Origin of the sequence: Neorhodopirellula pilleata (assembly GCF_007859915.1) — a bacterium.
In the GTDB taxonomy this organism is placed as follows: Bacteria; Planctomycetota; Planctomycetia; order Pirellulales; family Pirellulaceae; genus Rhodopirellula; species Rhodopirellula pilleata.
Genome location: NZ_SJPM01000010.1, coordinates 116,151 through 136,075 on the forward strand (window position 1 = coordinate 116,151; position 19,925 = coordinate 136,075).

Here is a 19,925-nt window from a genome sequence, read left to right on the forward strand (position 1 = left end):
GTTCAAGGGCTAGTGACTTGTTACGAGTAAATCTCCCGCTCGTCTTACGGGTTCGCTTCGACGAGGTCTCGGTCTTTGGTCTCCGGGAGGGTAAACACGATCAAAATGCCCACCACGAAGAGCAGCGACAACCCGGTGACGGCGTAGGCCAACGAAACCTCGGGCCGCCCCTTGAGCCAGCCGGAAAACAAGAGCACGGGTACCGCCATCAACCGACCGCCGTTGAAACAAAAACTCGCCCCGGTGGCCCGGATGTGAGTGGGAAACAGTTCCGGAAAATAGATCGCAAAACCGGAGTGAATCCCCAGGGTCAAGAAACCAAAAATCGGCAACAACCCCACGATTTGGCCATACGTTTGTGGCACAAAACACACGACCGGCACAATCACCAAAGCCGCGAGCTGAAATCCGATGAAAGTCGGCTTGCGGCCGAACCGGGCGCACAGCGGCCCGAAAGCGAGCAGGCCCAATCCCCCGCCTGCCGCTTGGACGATGCCGTAGGCGAACTTCGATCGGCCGCTCGCGGTCGCTTGGTCGGCACCGGACGCGAGTAGCAGTTCGCGCACCAGATCCTGCCCCGCGACGGTGACGGACCAAAACGTGCCTAACCCGACCGCAGCCAACAACAAACCGCCGATCGCGTGCCAGCTCCATCGGCGGTCGGACAACAGTTCTCGGAAACTGCCGACCTTGCCGCTGACTTCACTCGATCTCGCCTCTTGCCATTTCTCGGGCTCCTTGACGCTCGCTCGAACCCACACGATCAACAGTGCCGGCAACACGCCCAACAAATACGCAAACCGCCAATTCGTCCCGACCAAGATTCCCGAAAGCGCCGCCAACCACGTCCCCAAGATACTGGACGCGTGAAAAATCCCCGCCGCATGCGCGCGGGCTTTGCGAGGAAAAACCTCGGCGACGAGACTCGCCGCGACCGCCCATTCACCGCCGATGCCGAGGGCAACAAGAAAACGCAAGATGCCGACGGTGTAAATGTCGTTGGCAAAATACGTCAGTCCGGAAAAAATCGAATACATCAAGATCGTCATGATCATGATCGGACGTCGTCCGTATCGGTCCGCCAATGAACCAAACACCAACCCACCGAGCGTGCCGCCGGCCAAGAAGATTGCGAGAAAATAGTCGCCCCAAACTTTCGCGGCCGCTTCGTCGTTGTTCAGGATCTCTCGCAACATGTCGTTGCGGGTGATATTGAAGATCTGCCCCTCGTAGACGTCGAACATCCAACCCGCGCAGGCGATCACCAATACCAACCACTGGTAGCGAGTGACGCCGGAGTACCATTTGTCGCTCATGAGCTTGCCAACTCGAACGCGTGCGTTCGCATTTCGGCCAGCGAGGCGAGCACTTTCCGCGTTCCGACAAATGGTCGCCGAGCATGCATCGCGACGGTGTTATCAAGCAAAACGATGTCGCCGACTTGCCATTGGTGATCGTAAGCGAGTTCTTCGGAAAGCTCGATCGCTACAGCCACGCCATCGCGATCGAGCCGAGAACCATCACCGTGACGAATCGCGTCGGACGGATCGTTGCGTTCATCTTTCCAACCGCAATAAGCGGCGATCAGTTGATTGAAAAAAGTCTTCACGCCCGGCGAAACTTCCATCACGGCGGGCAGCGGCGGCGTGGTCGCTCGCAAACAACCATTGTCGAGCCATTGATAGGAATAGTTCAACTCATCTAATCTTGCTTGAGCCGCATCACGGGAGTCGACGCCGAGCGTTTTCTGCCAGCTTCGCCCCATCCCGGAATTGGGGTCGTCGCTGTCGGGCATCACGTTGGTGTATTGCAGACCCTTGGATTCGCAATCGCTTGCGAACTTCGGGCAGCGTTCCGTCAATCGCTTGAACAAAATGTCGCTGCGGCACAACGGTGTCGCTCCGCCCTCGGCCGCAGCGATCTCGCAAAAGAACAAAATGTAGCGAGGGTACAGTGGTGTTTGAGCCATCTCGTGATGAAAAAAGATTCGCACATCCGGCGGGGCTTCATTGGCCGAAAACACTCGGGGCGTGCGGTTGATGCGAACGGCGTTGGACAACGATCGATCGTAGGGGAAATTCTCTAGACCGAGCCCTTGGATGAAATCGTCGAACGCGTCGACCGTCTTGGTCGGGAAATCTCGAAACGCAACGGCACCATGCCGCGTTGCGAGACTGAGCAACTCTTCGCAATGTTCGAACACCCAAGGACGCACACGGGGATCGATGGCTTCGTCGCTTGCCATCGCAGGGGCCGCGTCACGGTCATACGCGATGACATGCGGAAAAACGGAGTCCGGGTAGGTTTGTTGTCGGTCGATGTGCAAGGCTTGAGTCGGAAACGAATCACTCATGGCGGGGTTCCTGATGGAAGTTGGGTGATGTTCGGTGAGTGGACCGCAATTGTATTACACTGCCGGACGCCGATGGGACGACGAGTCCTTAAAAATTGGGAAGCCACTCGTCGGCTAGGCCGCAAGCATACAAGCCCGAAACGCGAGCAAGTGGACAGGAAGCGCGAGCGAGTGGACAGCGCTCATCGATCCGGATTTCAGCGAAACCTCTCGCTCGCCGGTCTGTTAGTTTAATCGTTTAACGGCAAGCCGCAGGCGACAGAGCTTGAAAACGCAGGCGCCTGCGGCTTGCCGTTAAACGAAAACGCCCAAACGTGCACTCAATCAACACGCCGTCGCGCGTCGGGCTTGGATGATTGTTGCTTAGCAACGCGTGAAGGTGAAGCGTGGCCAATACTCAGTAGCCCTACGCTCCGAGTCGAGCCAACCTAGCGTTGGCAAATCGTGTTACATTAAACGCGACTCCAAGAGTCGTGCCGCGTTTGTTAACCATTCGAATGAATTGATGATGCCTCACACATCCCCACGACGTGTGAATCGGCGTGTCTTCCTCGCCCGTTCCACCCTGGCTTATGTCTCTACCTCGGTTGCCTACACTTGTTGGGCAGCCGGTGGGAATCATGTCAACGCAAATGACAAGAATGATCGTCCCAAGGTCGCGTTGATCGGGGCCGGTTGGCAACCGGATAAAAGACGTCGCGGACGAGGACTCGAAATCGGTAAACAGGCGACCGCGCACGCGGATTTGGTCGCAATTTGTGAAGTCGATTCGGTGGCGGCGAAGTTCGCTCATCAGACGCTCACCCAAGGCCGATGCGAACTGTTGAGCGATTACCGCCAAATCATCGATCGCGATGACATCGACGCGGTCTTGATCGCCACGCCCGATCACTGGCATGCCAAGATCGCGATCGAGGCGATGCGGTCTGGAAAAGACGTCTATTGCGAAAAACCGGCGTCGTTGACGATCGACGAAGGCATCCAGATGCGAGCCGCGGTCAAGGAAACCGGCCGCGTGATGCAAATCGGAACGCAACAGCGTAGTGAGTACAATTCTCGTTTCTTGACCGCGATCGCGATGGTCCGCGACGGCCGGCTTGGAAAACTGCAACGTATTCGCATCGGACTCGGTCCGGGTTGGCGAGGCGGTCCATTCCAGGCTTCGTCACCACCGCCGACGTTGGATTGGAACCAATGGCTCGGTCCCGCGCCGATGGCGGATTACCGGCCCGAGCGGACCCATCGCACGTTCCGTTGGTGGTATGAATACGCGGGCGGTCAGTTGGCCGATTGGGGTGCCCATCATGTCGACATTGCCCAGTGGGCGATCGGTCACGACAACCACGGACCGATTTCCGTCACAGCGACCGGTGACTTGAATCAACCGCTCAACAACGGCATGCCGACCCGCGCGGACATGTACAACACACCGGTCGGTTTCTCGGTTCGGTGCGTCTTTCCCGCCAACCCAAACGTCGTCGCGAGCGATGGTGACACGATCGAAATGTTGATCGACGACGGACGCAACGGCATCATCTTCGAAGGCGATCGCGGTCGATTCTTTGTCAATCGGGCAACGCTCGAAGGCACCTTGGTCGATGAACTTGCCGAGCAGCCGCTGCCCGCCGATGCGATCGAGAAGTTGACCGGGTCATCCGATCGGGTCTCGCATATGCAAAACTTTTTTGACTGCATGAGAAGCCGACAAACTCCGATTGCCCCGATCGAATCGCATCACCGCACGATCTCCACCTGCCATCTGGCGAACCTTTCGGTACGATTGGGCCGCGAGTTGAAGTGGGATGCGAAGAACGAGCAATTTATCGGCGACGAGATGGCCAACTCCATGTTGTCCCGACACTCCCGTTCAGGTTTCGAAATCGAAGGAAATCATTCATGACGCAGTCGAAGGTGAAGTTCGGATTGATCGGGTTCGGAGCGTGGGGCCAACATCACGCCGATGCGATCACGAAGTGCAAGGGTGCCGAGTTGGCCGCGATCGCGGCACGTAGCGAATCGTCCGCCGCCAGAGCAAGGGAAACCTATCCCGATGCGTTTGTGACGACCGACTATCGTGAACTGGCGACTCGCGACGATCTCGATGTGGTCGACGTGGTTGTACCCAGCGATCTGCATCACGAAATTGCCACTTGCGTACTTGAGAACGATAAGCATCTGTTGCTGGAAAAACCGATGTGTGTGTCGCTGGCCGACTGCGACCATTTGATCCGATTGGCCGCACAGCAAGACCGCTTGCTGTGCGTCGGTCACGAGTTACGGTTGTCGTCGATGTGGGGCAAAGTCAAACAGATGATCGAAGATGATTTCATCGGAATGCCGCAGTACTGCCTCGTCGAATTATCACGGAACCCGTATCGCCAAGGTGCCGACGGATGGCGGTACGACATTGACCGTGTCGGCAATTGGATCTTGGAAGAACCGATCCATTTCTTCGACTTGGCAAAATGGTATCTGCAGCGTTCGGGCACTCCCGAAACGGTGTACGCGACGGCAAATTCACGCCAGCCCGAACGTCCGGAGTTGCAGGACAATTTCAGTGCGATCGTCCACTTTTCCGGAGGTGCCTACGCGGTTGTTTCGCAAACGCTGAGCGCGTTTGAACATCACCAAACGGTTAAAGTCACGGGGACCAAGGGCGCGCTTTGGGCGTCATGGAGCGGTGCGATGGACCGCACCCGACATCCGACGTTTTCGCTACGTGCGTTCGACGGTAACGAGGTCACCACGGTGCCGATCGACAAACCGACCGGCGAACTGTTTGAGCTCGAAGACCAAGTCGAAAGAGTCGTCGAAGCGATCGCCGACGGACGACCGCTGCACTGCACCGCCCAAGACGGGCGGTGGTCGGTGGCGATGTGTTTGGCCGCATCGGAATCGGTCGCCAAAGGCAAGAAGATCAAGATCGACCCGGCTTGCTCACTTCACGAGTCGTAGCCGGAGTCGCAAGACTTCGGTAGCCACGAGTCGTAGCCGGAGTCGCAAGACTTCGGTAGCCTTTGGTAAAGCTTCTGAACTCTTGCGAGTCCAGCTACGACAACGGCTTCTGAACTCTTGGGAGTCCAGCTACCACAACGGCTCTGAACTCTTGGGAGTCCAGCTACCACGAAGGCCGGAAATTCTAATGGTCACTTCACGACTAAGTTGACCATCCGTCCGGGGACCACGATGGACTTGACGATCTGTTTTCCCTCGATGGCCGATGCGACGGCTTCGTTGGCCAGGGCGGCTTCTTTCATTGCGTCTTGAGACGCATCCGGGGCAACGGAGATTTTCGCGCGGAGCTTGCCGTTGATTTGGACGGGAATCTCGATGCTCGATTCCTGGATCGCGGTTTCGTCCCATTTCGGCCAAGGTTGTTTGGCGATCGATTCGTCGTGGCCGAGCAGGCTCCATAGTTCTTCGCAGAGATGCGGTGCGTACGGGGCGAGTAGGATCAGGAATGTTTCCATGGCTTCGCGCGGCCGCGTTTCGGCTCGGGTGAAGTGGTTGGTGAATTCCATCATCTTGGCGATCGCCGTGTTGAAACTGAGTGCTTCGGTGTCCTCGGTCACCTTGCGGATCGTTTGATGCAGCACGCGAAGCTGTTCTTCGTCGCATGGCGTGTCGACGACGGCGTCGATCAACGCCAATTCTTCGGCCCCGTCGTCGACCATCATCCGCCATACGCGGTCCAAGAAACTACGGACGCCTCCGACGCCGTTCATCGCCCAAGGCTTGGTCGCTTCGAGAGGGCCCATGAACATCTCGTACAAACGCAACGAGTCGGCACCGTATTGGCTGACGACCGCGTCGGGGTTGACCACGTTGCCGCGGCTCTTGCTCATCTTGAATGCGCGACTGTCGACCTTGATCGACGGATCGGACTTCAAGACGAATCCTTCGCCTTTCTTTTCGACGTCGTCTTCGCTGAATGAAACGGACTCGACCGGCTCACCTTCGCGGGTGACCCGATTGCCTTCGGCGTCTTTCTTGACGTTCTTCGTTGAGACGTGCTGGCCGCTTTGGTTGACATAACCGCTGAATTCGACTTCGCCAAGGATCATGCCCTGGTTGACCAAACGTTGGAACGGTTCGGCGACACTGACGTGGCCTCGGTCGTAGAGCACTTTGTGCCAAAATCGCGAATAGAGCAAATGCAGCACGGCATGTTCGGCACCGCCGACGTACAGATCGACCGGCATCCACTGTTTTTCGAGTTCCGGATCGACGAAAGCTTTTGTGTTTTTAGGATCGATGTACCGCAGATAGTACCAACACGATCCGGCCCACTGCGGCATCGTGTTGGTTTCGCGGCGGTAGCGTTTGCCGTCGAGTTCGACGATCAACCAATCGTCGTCCGCTTTGGCGAGCGGCGGTTCGGGGCGACCGTGCGGCTTGAAATCCTCAAGCTGCGGCAACGTAACCGGCAATTGATCATCCGGGACGACACGTTTGATCCCGGTCGGATTGCCGTCGGCATCGATTTCATGAAGGATCGGGAACGGTTCGCCCCAAAAACGCTGGCGGCTGAACAACCAGTCGCGGAGCTTGTAGTTGATCGCTTGACGAGCCAAACCGTGTTGGGCGAGCGTCGCGGTCAACGCGGATTTGACTTCCGCGGTCGTTTGTCCGTCAAACTCGCCGCTGTTGATCGCGGTTCCTTCGGCGACGTAGCAGGCTTTCCCGGCCATGATCTCATCGTGTTGTTCGTGATCGGCGGGCGGGCCGACGACGGGGATGACGGGCAACCCGAACTCGACGGCGAATTCGAAATCGCGGATGTCATGAGCGGGTACCGCCATGATCGCACCGGTGCCGTAACCGGCCAAGACATAATCGGCGACCCAAACGGGGATCAGTCGACCGTCGGCGGGATTGATCGCGTAGGTGCCCGTGAAGACACCGGTTTTGGCGCGGTCACCGTCGGTTCGTTCGCGGTCGCTTTTGAAGGACGCCTTTTCGCGGTATGCGTCGACGGCGGCTTTTTGATCGCCGGTTACCAAACGGTCGATCAACGGATGCTCGGGAGCGACGACCATGTACGTCGCACCGAACAAAGTATCAGGCCGCGTTGTGTAAACCCGCAACGCATCGCCGTCGGAAGTCACCGGGAATCCGGATGAGGTTCGGGCTCGCTTGAACGCTTCGAAAGGACCCTGGGAGGATTCTTTCGAATCGGTCGCCGCCAGATAAAAATCAACCTCGGCACCGGTCGAGCGACCGATCCAATCGGACTGCAATTTCTTGATCCCGGTCGGCCAATCCAAGTCGTCCAGCCCGTCGAGCAATCGCTCGGCGTAATCGGTGATTCGCAGCATCCATTGTCGCAGCGGAATCCGCTTGACGGGATGGTTGCCGACTTCGCTGAGTCCGTCGCTGACCTCTTCATTGGCCAGCACCGTTCCTAAATTCGGGCACCAGTTTACCAACGCGTCGTCTTGGTAGGCCAAACGCTTCGAGTCGCGATAAAGTTCGATCGCCGTTTCTCCCTCGCGGGAGATCTCGTCGGGCACGGGCAACTCGGCCATCGGGCGGCCTTTTTGTTGTTCGTGATCGAACCAGGTATCGTACAGGACCGTGAAAATCCACTGGGTCCAACGGAAGTATTCCTCGTCGGTCGTCGCCAATACGCGATCCCAGTCGTAACTGAATCCGAGCAACTTCAATTGACGAGTGAAGTTATCGATGTTGCGCTGCGTTTGCACTCGCGGATGTTCGCCGGTCTTGATCGCATGTTCTTCGGCGGGCAACCCGAACGCATCGAACCCCATCGGGTGCAATACGCATTCGCCGCGTGCCCGGGCGAACCGCGAGATGATGTCCGTCGCCGTGTAGCCCTCGGGGTGCCCGACGTGCAGCCCATCGCCGCTGGGGTAGGGGAACATGTCCAAGACGTAGCGTTTCTTGGTTCCGGCGGGAAGATCGCCGAGCGGCGGCGTGGCGAAGGTGCGGTGTTCGTCCCAGAAAGCCTGCCAGCGTGGTTCGATGTAGGTGGGGTTGTAGCGGACCATGCGAAATTGATGCGTCGTGCGAGAGGAATGGATTCAAGTTGAGAACGTCATTGTCGGCAAATTAGAGTCGCCCCAAGCGATTTAGGAAAGTCGACCGCCGTCGACGGCTTGCCCGCAAGTCGAGCTGGTGCGGCGCGACGGCTTCATCGGCCTGAAATTTCGTTCGATCCGACGACGATTTCTTTGCGACTTCCTAAATGATCGTTGCACAAGCGGGGGAATCTCTGTCGGTCAGGCGTGTTGTAGCGATTGTGCCTTCCAGGCAAAAAATGCTTGGGTCAATGGCCCCTGAAAACCGGTTGACGCGGACGCCCCGCTTCATTCCGCGTCCCATGTTAGTGGTGGACGCTGAGCTGCCAATGCGAGTGTTCCGATCCGCACCGTCGCATTTCTCTCCAAGAGATTTGCGTTGTAACTCGCGGATTGTCTCAACATTAAACATCAACCCACTTTGGGATAGACAACATGACTCGAATTAACACCAACGTTTCCTCTTTGGTCGCTCAGAACCGTCTTCAAAGCAGCAATGCCGATTTGCAAAAATCGCTGACACGCTTGAGCACTGGTTTGCGAATCAACAGTGGTTCAGATGACCCCGCCGGTTTGCTCGCCAGTGAAGCACTTCGCAGCGAAATCACCGGCTTGAACAAAGCGATCAGCAACACGCAACGTGCCAGCCAGATCATCAGCACCGCCGACAGCGCCCTAGGCCAAGTCGGTAACCTGCTTAACGACATCAAGGGCCTCGTCAACGAAGCCGGCAACTCGGGTGCGTTGAGCGCCGACGAAATTGCCGCTAACCAACTTCAAATCGACTCGTCACTCGAAGCGATCAACCGGATCGCTCAAACGACGACCTTCCAAGGCCGAAAACTGCTCGACGGGTCTCAAGACTTCATCAGCAACATCGGTAGCGTCGCGACGGTCAAGGACGCTTCGATCGATCAAGCCAAGCTTGGCAAAGCGGGCAAGATTGATGTGTCGGTCGACATCACCTCCGCCGCCGAGCAAGCATCCGTTGAATTGAGTGCCGATGCATTCAACGCTTCGGATATTGATCCATCGGCAACCAACAATGTTGCGACGAAGACATCGACGATTTCGATCGGTGGCGAGACCGTCACCATCACCGGTAATGCCGACTTCGATAGCGTGACGATCACCGCAGACAATGCGTTGGCCGCAACCGCCACGGCGGACAACACTGCCGGTGCAATCGAAATCACGTTCGACGGCGACTCGAACCCCTCTGACGTTCAAGACGTTCTGGACGTTCTCAACGGAATCGAAGGCATTGTTGCCACGTCCGATGGAGACGGCACGGGGACCGTTGTTACTGGCGATGCGGCAGCGCTTGCTGCCACGACCGATGGCACCGATGTTGGTTTAAAGGTCACCGGCGCGGGATTAGATGACTTGACGGTCAACTATACCGCTGGAACGGGCGCAGACGTTGTGGCAACATTTGATGCGGATACCAACACGCTGAACGTTGCTCTCGGCACAACCACTTCCAATAACACCCTCACAAACATCAAGTCGAAAGTGGATGCTTTAGACGATCTCAGCGCCGAAATTGTTGATGATCAAGGAGACGCACTCACTGGTTTTGACGACCTGACTGTTTCAACCACTGATCTTCCTGAAGAAGCGACTGGAACGAAGGTTTCAGCCGGCTTGAAGGACGACCTGGTCTTCCAACTCAGTGGCACCGATGGTGCCGAAACGTTCAACTTCGGTGCCGGAACCTCGCTCGCGCAAATCAAGGCCGCCGTGAACTTGGTCAGCGATTCGACGGGCGTCAAAGCCGACGGCACGTCCACCCTGACGTTCAAGAGCGATGACTATGGCAAGAAGGCGTTGGTAAACATCGACGTCATCAATGAAGGTAGCAGCGGAGCATTCGAGTCGAGCTTGTCGGCCACCCGCGCCAACGGCACCGACATCAAGGCCAGCATCAACGGCGTCGCAGCCGATGGAAATGGCAATAGTTTCTCCATCAACACGTCAACGCTCTCGGTAAGCTTAAGCGTCGACGACGGCAGCACGACCGACTTCACGTTCAGCATCACCGGTGGTGGGGCAACATTCCAACTCGGTCCCCAAGTCAATAGCCAACAGCAAGCGTCGCTTGGTATCGCCAGCGTTTCGACCGGTAAGCTTGGTGGTGTCTCGGGTCGTCTGTACGAACTGGGCAGTGGCCAAGCCAAGAGCCTCTCGAATGATGCGACGGGCGCCGCCGACATCATCAACGAGGTCATCAGCAAGGTGTCCAAGGTTCGTGGTCGACTCGGTTCGTTCCAGTCGACGACATTGGAAAGCAACCTGGTTTCGCTCAGCGAAACGAAGGCGAACTTGCAAGAAGCCGAAAGCTCGATCCGTGACGCCGACTTCGCTCAAGAATCGGCCAACCTGACTCGTGCTCAGATTCTGGTTCAGTCGGGTACGAACGTGCTCTCGCTGGCAAACCAAAACCCACGAAACGTTCTGTCGCTGTTGCGATAAGCGAACGGATTTCTTCAGTCAGGTCCGGGGGGACTGACTCGAAGTTCAATCGTGAAACTCATCGAAATCCCGGAGTCCGCAATCTTGCAGGCTCCGGGATTTTTTGTGTGGGGAAACAATTCAAGCCGGCTACGCCACAAACACACAAGCCCGACGCGCGAGCGAGGAGATTCACTGGTGTTAGGAAGTTTGGAACGAACTCCCTCGCTCGCCGGTCTGTTGAATTAATCGTTTAACGGCAAGCCGCAGGCGACAGAGCTTGAAAACGCAGGCGCCTGCGGCTTGCCGTTAAACGAAAACGCCCAAACGTTCACTCAATCAACACGCCGTCGCGCGTCGGGCTTGTATCAATTTTGTTTGAAGAATACCGAACCGGCGATAACGGATGTGGCGGTTTATGCCGGTTATTCCGGTCGACCATTTGTTCAGAAAGTTTCGGTTAATCGTGCGCCGATACTCGAGACATCCCTGTCCTTCGATTCGATCTAGAATGCTCATGAACTATCCCGACGACTCGATGCCCCAGCCTGATTCCGCTTCGCTGCCCGCTGCCTCGCCTTACGAGGCCTCCTATTACAGCGGTCCTGAACGACGGATCACGTTTGAAGATCCCACCGTCAATGTTCACACCGGTTTCGGCCGACGACGCACGGATAATTATCTTGAGTCAATGATCGCATCCGCCTCACCGGCGCGCTTGCGGTTGATGTTGATCGAAAAAGGCGTCGAAGTTGCCCGACATCTAGCCGGCGTTTGGCGAGACACTCCCGGAAAACGCGGAACCAACGAACATTCGCTCAAGTTGTTCGAACTGCTGTCCGAACTGCTCAGCGGCGTTACGGACAAAAACGTGGAAGTCTGTCGCACGGTTGCCGACATGTACGTGTTCCTGTGCCAACATTTGATCGCGGCCGAAGAGAACGGTGACGCGTCGATGATCGACGAAATCCGCTTGGTGCTCGAAACCGAAGCGGAAACGTGGCGGATGGTTTGCGCCCAAGAGGGCGGCCAATCGTCGCCCCAATCTCGAGCCGCCCAATTGCTCGGCGGAGACAAACCGTCCTCAGGCGGATTGAACTTGCAGGGGTAACAACCGTAGGCTGGGTCGTAGCCGCTTCGGCGGAGACCCGGCATTTGCATGCGATTCAACAGCGATCAGGACTCGTGGTTTCGTCCACTACGATCAGATCGATTCGGGAAACGGATTCCAGCCGACCATCGGACTGCCGGGTGTGCGTCGCAAAGCCTCCTTCACCCAGCCTACTTTTCTACTTTTCACGAGACCTTGACTGATGAACTCCGCCATTGAAAACGCTCGTGTGGACCTGCAAGGAACACACTGCCTTGTCACCGGTGGATCCGGCTTCATCGGTTCGCATCTGGTCGGAAAGCTACTCGACGCGGGGGCTCGCGTGCGGGCGGTAGACAATCTGAGCACTGGTTTTTCGCACAACCTTAGCGAGTTCCAAAACGGCCCGTTCGCCGATCAGCTCGAATTCATCGAAGCAGACGCTTCCGAACACGAGACGGCCGAACGAATCGTTGACGGAATCGACCACGTTTTTCATTTGGCGGCGATGGCGAGTGTCCCACGTAGCATGCGAGAACCAGGATTGTGCCATCGCTGGTGTGCGACCAGCACGGTCGAATTGCTCTCGGCAGCCTCGACCGCGCAGGTTAAGCGTTTCGTGTTGTCGTCGACCAGCGCCGCCTACGGCGATTCGCCGTTCGTTTCCAAGCGAGAAACCGACGCCCCGGCACCACTGTCTCCTTATGCCGCCGCGAAACTTTCCGCCGAGAGTTATTGCGCGGCTTTCAATCGGGAGTTCGACATTGAAACGGTGGTCCTGCGGTATTTCAACGTGTTCGGTCCCCGACAGGATCCTCAAAGCGAATACAGTGCCGTCATTCCCCGATTCGTTTCAATGATTCTTTCGGGCGAGCGTCCGGTCATCTACGGCGACGGCCACCAATCACGCGATTTTGTGTACGTCGGTGACGTGGCCGACGCCAACCTATTGGCCGCGACCCGGGAAGGAGTCGCCGGTGGGACCTTCAATATCGCCCGAGGCGAACGCACGACCCTGCTCGATTTGCTCGAAACTTTGCGTGAACTACTAGGCCGTGACATCCAACCGATTCACGAGCCGGCGCGAGCCGGCGACGTGCGAGATTCGCTGGCGGATATCATTCAAGCCCGCCGTGAGTTAGGATTTGACCCATCGGTTAACATGACCGAAGGCCTAAGATCCAGCATCAACTACTACCGCGAACTCTGCACCGCCAATTAGTCGCCGCCAGTAACTCCTTCTCGCCTCTCGCCACTCGCTACTCGCTATGTCGTCTCTGACCGTTCGACGCGTTCAGACGCGACAAGACATGCGGGCCTTTCTCGAGGTTCCACGATCCATCTATCAAGATGATCCGCACTGGGTCCGGCCGCTGTCGGCGGAAGTCAAGACGCGACTGAACCCAAAGAAAAACCCGTACTTTCAACATGCAAACGTGGCCATGTTTGTGGCCCACCGTGGTGAGGTGGCGGTCGGTCGCATCACCGCCCAAGTTTGTGAACTGACGCAACAGCACCAAGGCTTGGGGACCGGTCACTTCGGCTTCTTTGAGGCGGACGATTCATCCGAAACCGCGACGGCACTTTTTCATAGTGCCCAAGAGTGGCTTCGTGATCAAGGCATGACGCGTATGGTCGGACCCTTTAATCTGTCGATCAACGAAGAAGCTGGTCTGCTTGTCGATGGATTTCATCGACCTCCGTTCATCTTCATGAGTCACAATCCGGCGTACTACGAGGGTCTGTTTACCGGTCAAGGTTTGACCAAAGAGATTGACGTTTATGCTTACTATCTCGACATCTCACAACCCTATCCGGCCAGGATCGAACGGATCATGCGGGCCGCGTCGCGGGACACGCAGATCACGCTACGCAACGTTGATAAACAAAATCTCGAGAAAGAACTCAATCTGTTGCTGGAATTGTTCAACGACTCGTGGGCGGACAACTGGGGGCACGTTCCCATGACGACTCCCGAGGTCGACGACCTCGCCATGTTGGTGCGTCGTTTGTTTACCACCGATGCTGTTGTCCTGGCCGAGATCGACGGGCAATGCGCGGGTTTCATCGTCGTAATCCCCAACCTGAATGAACTTACCGCCGACTTCGACGGCAAGTTGTTCCCAATCAATTGGATGAAGCTGATGTACCGTCTTCAGCGTCGGCAATGCACATCCGTCCGAGTTCCGCTGATGGGCATCGCCCGCAAGTATCAAAGCACACGAACCGGAGCCGCGATCGCATTCTCGATGATTGACCGCTGTCGACGGGCAAGCGTCGAAAAAGGCGCGATTCATTGTGAGATGTCATGGATCTTGGAATCCAATCAAGCGATGCGTTCGATCCTGGATGCGTCCGGTTCGGTGCTCGACAAAACCTACCGGCTTTTTTCCAAAGCGATATGATCCAAAAGGACTTGACCATGGGGACGCAGTTTCCATTGGGTCGTCCACATCGCCGCGCCCTCGCTGCTGCGCCAGTGTTCGCCTTCCCAAAACCCCCAAACGATGAATGCGGTGACCGCCGGATGGGCGGCGCAAAGGTCGAGGAAATCGCGAGTGAAGTCAGCTTGGGTTTGGTCATCGATCGCCACGTTGTCGATATCGAACTCGGTAATGTGAAGTTGCCAACCGTAGGCGGCGAAACGATCAAGCACCTCGCCGATGCCATCGATCGAAGGAAGCTGCTGACTCTTAAAATGACTTTGGAATCCGATGCCGTCGATGGGAACTTGGTGATCGATGAATTGCTCGACCACGCTTGCTAGCGGAGCCGCGTTTTGATGTGTCGGACTGCTCAGGACTTGGTCTTCGTTGATGAAGAACTTCGTTGCCGGATGGGCTAACGTGCGAGCCTCTCGAATCGCCGCCCGCAAGAACTCCCATCCCGTGATGTCCCACATTTGATCGTAAAGGATCGGATGATTGACCACATCCCATTCCGAGATGATCGGTCGGTCGGAATCGCCGATCGTGCCATTGAGCCCCACTAGCGAGTTATTGCGTACGTGCTCGGCAACACGATTTCGCAAATAGAACACACCCGCTTGTTCACCCTCGGATTCAAGAGTGCGTTGGTAAGTCTTCCACAGATCCGGAGGTGAGGGCCAGCCGACCGGATCACCCCACATTACGCTGTGCCCGCGCAGTTTCAGTTTGTTTCGGACCGCCCATGCGGCCATTTCGGTCGCCGGTGCGGGGTTGTTGACCCACATCGCCCATTGCTGAGAGTTCTCGTCGGTGATGCGATCAAAATATCTTAACACGATCGATCGGTAACGCTCCGCATCGCTTGTCGTCGACTTCCGGCCGGCACCTGCATTTGCGGCACTAGGGGAAACCCATTTCGCGTTCACGGCGGTACCGATCTCGTATTGGGTTTTGTCGCTCGACGCTCGCTCGGTACGCCACGCGGCATCCACGTCGCGACCTTCGTAACTGTGGATCGGTTTAGGCAAGCCGAAATCCCACCCGCGACCAAAATTCCAAAGACGCCAATCCGCCAACGCGATTCGCTGTCGTCCGTGGCCCAATCGGAAACTCAACGATGATCGCCCCAACGGAAGGTTTGAACTCATTGTGACGCGAAACAGATATGGTCGCCAACGTCCGGTCAAATCAAACGTTTGTTCTTCCCCATCGTAATTTCCGCCATCGACTTGCAATCGCACCGTCAACCGGGCCGGTGCATTGTCGGCAGGGAGATCCGACCTGGTTCCTTTGGCAAAGAAACAAACCAAGACCTCGTCGCCTTCGCTAAACGTTCGAGGCAATCTCCAAACCGCCCCGGCGTCCCACGGATTGGTGTGCGAGCCAACGAGGATCTCGGTCGCCTTCGAAAACGGCAGATCAGCCTCGTCGACGTTGATGGCCGATACCTGCATGTCGCCGACCCAATCGGGTTGCCGATCGGACGGTCCGATCACAAGACCATTGGACCGCGCCGATCGCGAAACCTCGCCCGCGATCGTGATGACAACCGAACGAGTGCTCGGCGGCCCCAATTGGTAGCCATCAGCGGCCTTCAATTCCAACCGGACGGATTCGGGGCCTTCGCCGACGTCATCATCGATCGGCTTGATGAACACCCGAGCGAACCGCTGTCCCGGTTCGAAATGAACTCGCACGTCGGAAGGCTCGTTCTCCGAACGACTCGTGGTGATTGGTATGATTGGCGCTAACGTATAGTCGACGTCGTAGGTTGCGGTTCCCTTAATATGCAAGATCACGTCGAGCGATTCGCTGAGATCGCCGTCACGGACCACGGCAACGCGTCCTCCGATCGCGAAATGTTCCGCTTCATGCGTTTCGCTGACCTCGGCGTGCAGTCGCACGGTCGCCGGTCCCGCCTCAACCAGTCTCCCGTCAACCGGTCCTGCGACTAAACATGCGACCGCCAAGCAAACCATCCATCGCATCGCATTCATCCCTTATCGTTCGACTTTACACTGTCTGATCGCCTATCCGGTCACCAAACGTTTCAGAGACGGATCCTTGACAAGATGGCCCGAGACGATTCGGTCGGCAAGGGCGTCATTGCTTTCGATAGCGTCGTGGACCTGCGTGGTTCGATGGATTCCGATGAGGCAAGCCAGCGACACGCCCACACCACAGGCGGTCCAAATCCAATGGTATTCCGGTGCTCCGCTGATCGCGTCGACTCGCAGAAAGTCATTCACAACGGGTAAATCCAAGTCAACAATTCGGCCGAGGGAGACCGACAAAGCATTGTTGCCGAAGTGGATCATGATCCCCGGCAATACACTACCCGTCCGCAGCGCCACCCAGCCCAGCAGCACGCCCATGATCGACGCGGAAATGGATTGTTGCAAAACGCCGTGAGAGATACCGAACATAAACGCCGTTACGACAACCGCCCGCACGGGGCTTTGGTTACGGAGCAAGCCGCCGAAAATGAAACCACGAAAAGCAAGCTCTTCACAAACGGCGGGCAACGCCGCCATCAACAAGATCACCGACAACCAAGGTGCCGACGCGACTTGCTCGCCGAACGGTCGCATCTGTTCGAGTGCCTGCGGACTGATGGGATACATGTAGCTGACCAAAGACGCCACTTGCAGGTACAACGGGTGCAACATCACCGATAACAAACCCACTAGCGACCACGTTCGCCACGAACATCCGGTCATTCGCAAACTGGATTTCAGTGACGTGGTCATCATCGTCGCCATCAACAACGTCGGCGCGAGGATGAATCCGATCTGCGGTACATAAATCAACATCGCAATGCCACTGAAGGTGGTAGGCATTTCCGTCACGGCGAGTTTGCCAAAGAACAGCGCGACCAAGATAATCGTACCGCAACCGAGTGCCAGCGCCGGCGTTGCGGCACGTTGGCGGTCTCGCCACAAGTGACGCATCCACGCGCCAAGTTCCCATTGATCGCCGTCGCCGAACAAGACCGCTTCGGATTCGAATTGCCGCTTCGCCCAACGCGTCGCCGCGAACAAGCATCCGGCCGTAACCAACGCCACCGTCGGCAAATACGTCAACGCTTCAAAGTGATGGCCTTCAACGAGACTACGCACGAGTAAGAACATTCCGGTAACGGGAATCAAACTCGTTCCCAAGTTCAAGTTCGTACCCGGCAACATCGGCAATAGGACCAACGGCAACGTGACCATCATCAGCGGCATCAGATAATACTGACCTTCCTTGCTACTGCGCGCCATCGCCGCCACGGCCAGCGCCAAAGCGCTAAAAAGAGCCGACAGAGGGACAAGCGCGACCAGCAACCACAGCATCGGCACCAACGGCGGCGAACCCATCGAACCGCCATCCGGGCCGATGCCGATCTGGTTGAACACGAAGGAACTGGTCACCAGCATCGAGCTAGCGTTCAAGATCGCCGTCATCATACTGAACGACATGACCGCGCCGAGTTTGCCCCAGACGATCTCGCCACGCAGCGCGGGGCTGCACAGGAGTGTTTCAAGGGTGCCACGCTCTTTTTCCCCAGCAACTAAATCGATTGCAGGATAGAAGGCACCCGTCATCGCCCACACGAGCATAATGAATGGCAACAGTTTGCTCCAAAATGCCGCTTCTCGCGTGCGCTCTGGAGCAATATCGACGTCATTGATTTTGAAAGGATCTAAAAGCGAAAGCTCGACGCCCGCATCGGCAAGCCGACTTCTCACCCACGTCCCTCGCCAACGATTGAGAATCCCGGTAACCCGATCTTTTGCCACCATCGATTGGTCGGAAGCAATGTTGTAAAACAACCCAACGGCGGGCCCTGTCGTTGCACCGACCTCGACGTCTTGTCGCAGCGGCGCGGTCACGCACACGACGCAATCGAAGACTTGATCACGAACCCAACGCCGCGCCTGGTCGTCCAGATCAGCGGATTGCGCAAGATCTTCGGCGCGGTATGCGAATACATCAATCGTCGACCCCGACTCCCACAATGATCGGGTGAATTCGTATTTTTCCGTTCCCCCATCGCTCGGCGTCGTCTGAGAGTCATTCTCGGAATCTCGTCGGACCTGAACGAGCAGGGGTTCGACGCCGGATTGATTCTTCAGCTCGATAGACTGGTCGTTGACATGTTCCAAACCAACGACGCAAACCGAAATGGTGTGCTGACGCGTGAACTGGGCGATCTGCAATAACAGCATCCCGACGAGTGGATACAACAGCATCGGCAAGATTGCGATCGTGAATAGCGTCCGACGATCCCGCAACTGGTCTCGCATCTCCCGAAAATAGATCAAACGGATCGCGCTTAATCGAGATCGCCCGGCCAACATCGCTTGACGACGTTTTTGCTGAGAAGAATCACTCATCGGACCGCCTCCATGACTGCCGATGACGAATCGTCGCTTTCATCGATCGTGTGCCGTTCGTTCTCGTGTGCGCTGAGCAGTGAGAAGAATAGTTCTTCGAAGTTGTCTTCTTGGTGACGAGACGTTAACTCGCCGAGCGTGCCCGTGTCGAGAATTCGTCCCTGGTGCATGATCGCGATTCGATCACAAAGACGCTCGACCTCGCTCATGATATGGGTGGAAAAAATCAAGCATTTCCCGGCCATCCGCAAGTCGCGAATCACTTCAAGTAGATTACGAGCGACCAAGACATCGAGCCCCAACGTCGCTTCGTCAAAAATCAATACCGGTGGGTCGTGCACGAGCGCACGAGCGATGGAAACCTTCTGCCGCATTCCCGTAGACATCTTGCCGCCGGGGACGTCACGAAATTCATTCATCCGCAGTTGTTCGAATAGCTTTTCCAATCGTTCGTCAAGCGTTTCGTTAGTCATACCATGAAGCTTGCCGAAATATTCGACCATCTCCCATGCGGTCATGCGATCGTAGATCGCCGTATTGTTACTGACAAATCCGATGCGGCGTCGGACTTCGGCCGGCTCGTAGGCAACATCGTATCCGTCGATCGTTGCGATTCCGGAAGACGGTCTCAGCACTGTCGATAAAATCCTTAAGACCGTCGTTTTTCCGGCACCGTTGGGGCCAAGCAGACCGAAAATCTCGCCTGGACGAACGGTAAAGGAAACTTGGTCGACCGCCCGAAAACGTCCACGGCGAAGATCCTCGTAGGTTTTCGTGAGGTGTTGAACATGAATCATGAAGAGGGTACCGGCGAGAGATGGTGGCGCACCGCGATCCTTGCCACGAACGGTCCCATCCGAACGAGTGCGCGAAACGCCTTCAGGTAACGGTAAGCTTCAAAATGTGTCGACGAAAGATTTCCCCGATGACTTCCCGATCAACAGCATCAATCCGACCTTGCCGTGTTCGGATTATGCCGGTTAAAGCGAATCGATCCGCTGTTCCGCAGCATTGCCCTTCTGTCGCCAAACCGTGACGTTAGAGTTCCCTCAATCATGGATGAGGACGCGGGTGCTAGCCGTTGATTGAACAAGGCGACGACAGGATCAAATCGGATGAGGTTGCCATCAATTGGTCACGACGATCTACTAGAGACTTTCCCTTCCTCGCGAGGTGAGT

At 56.6% G+C, this 19,925-nt stretch carries 12 protein-coding genes; 6 read left to right on the top strand and 6 right to left on the bottom strand.

What is annotated here, in order from left to right:
• Positions 1-44 precede the first annotated feature (44 nt).
• Positions 45-1,316, bottom strand: coding sequence for an MFS transporter (locus tag Pla100_RS20845; protein ID WP_146579785.1), 1,272 nt, complete (start codon positions 1,314-1,316; stop codon positions 45-47).
• Positions 1,313-2,353 carry a TauD/TfdA family dioxygenase gene (locus Pla100_RS20850; protein WP_146579787.1) on the bottom strand — a complete coding sequence of 347 codons (1,041 nt, stop codon included), beginning with the start codon at positions 2,351-2,353 and terminating at the stop codon, positions 1,313-1,315. The genes Pla100_RS20845 and Pla100_RS20850 overlap by 4 nt, the downstream gene beginning before the upstream one ends.
• Positions 2,354-2,858: 505 nt before the next feature.
• Here Pla100_RS20850 and Pla100_RS20855 point away from each other — a divergent pair.
• Together Pla100_RS20855 and Pla100_RS20860 are read left to right on the top strand one after the other, a co-directional pair.
• Positions 2,859-4,253, top strand: a complete 1,395-nt coding sequence (locus tag Pla100_RS20855) for a Gfo/Idh/MocA family protein (RefSeq protein ID WP_146579789.1) — start codon at positions 2,859-2,861, stop codon at positions 4,251-4,253.
• Positions 4,250-5,308, top strand: a complete 1,059-nt coding sequence (locus Pla100_RS20860) for a Gfo/Idh/MocA family protein (protein ID WP_146579791.1) — start codon at positions 4,250-4,252, stop codon at positions 5,306-5,308. Before Pla100_RS20855 ends, Pla100_RS20860 begins: the two co-directional genes overlap by 4 nt.
• A 191-nt stretch (positions 5,309-5,499) precedes the next feature.
• Here the strand turns inward: Pla100_RS20860 and leuS are convergent, their stop codons facing one another.
• Positions 5,500-8,364, bottom strand: a complete 2,865-nt coding sequence (leuS, locus tag Pla100_RS20865) for a leucine--tRNA ligase (RefSeq protein WP_146579793.1) — start codon at positions 8,362-8,364, stop codon at positions 5,500-5,502.
• Positions 8,365-8,829: 465 nt separating this feature from the next.
• Here leuS and Pla100_RS20870 point away from each other — a divergent pair, with 465 nt between their 5' ends.
• The 4 genes from Pla100_RS20870 to Pla100_RS20885 all read left to right on the top strand — a co-directional run bounded on the left by Pla100_RS20870 (position 8,830) and on the right by Pla100_RS20885 (position 14,343).
• Positions 8,830-10,869 carry a flagellin N-terminal helical domain-containing protein gene (locus Pla100_RS20870; protein ID WP_146579795.1) on the top strand — a complete coding sequence of 680 codons (2,040 nt, stop codon included), beginning with the start codon at positions 8,830-8,832 and terminating at the stop codon, positions 10,867-10,869.
• A gap of 496 nt (positions 10,870-11,365) precedes the next feature.
• A complete protein-coding gene (locus tag Pla100_RS20875; RefSeq protein WP_231603298.1) occupies positions 11,366-11,959 on the top strand; it encodes a flagellar protein FliS in 594 nt (197 codons plus the stop codon).
• 202 nt (positions 11,960-12,161) lie between these two features.
• Entirely contained in the window at positions 12,162-13,160 is a 999-nt protein-coding gene (locus Pla100_RS20880) for an SDR family oxidoreductase (RefSeq protein WP_146579797.1), read from the top strand.
• 46 nt (positions 13,161-13,206) lie between these two features.
• The gene (locus Pla100_RS20885; RefSeq protein WP_146579799.1) at positions 13,207-14,343 is read left to right on the top strand and encodes an N-acetyltransferase; all 1,137 of its coding nucleotides are present in this window, start codon (positions 13,207-13,209) and stop codon (positions 14,341-14,343) included.
• On the opposite strand, the gene Pla100_RS20890 is transcribed toward Pla100_RS20885, so the two are convergent.
• From Pla100_RS20890 to Pla100_RS20900, 3 genes are read right to left on the bottom strand one after another with little or no spacing between them, the layout of a single operon-like run.
• Positions 14,316-16,364 carry an endo-1,4-beta-xylanase gene (locus Pla100_RS20890; RefSeq protein ID WP_146579801.1) on the bottom strand — a complete coding sequence of 683 codons (2,049 nt, stop codon included), beginning with the start codon at positions 16,362-16,364 and terminating at the stop codon, positions 14,316-14,318. The two genes, Pla100_RS20885 and Pla100_RS20890, sit on opposite strands and share 28 nt — an antisense overlap.
• A 33-nt stretch (positions 16,365-16,397) precedes the next feature.
• Complete coding sequence (locus Pla100_RS20895) at positions 16,398-18,746, bottom strand: ABC transporter permease subunit/CPBP intramembrane protease (protein WP_146579803.1); 2,349 nt, start codon at positions 18,744-18,746, stop codon at positions 16,398-16,400.
• Positions 18,743-19,543 (bottom strand): ATP-binding cassette domain-containing protein, encoded by an 801-nt coding sequence (locus Pla100_RS20900; protein ID WP_146579805.1) that lies wholly within the window; start codon positions 19,541-19,543, stop codon positions 18,743-18,745. The genes Pla100_RS20895 and Pla100_RS20900 overlap by 4 nt, the downstream gene beginning before the upstream one ends.
• Between the last annotated feature and the right edge of the window lie 382 nt (positions 19,544-19,925).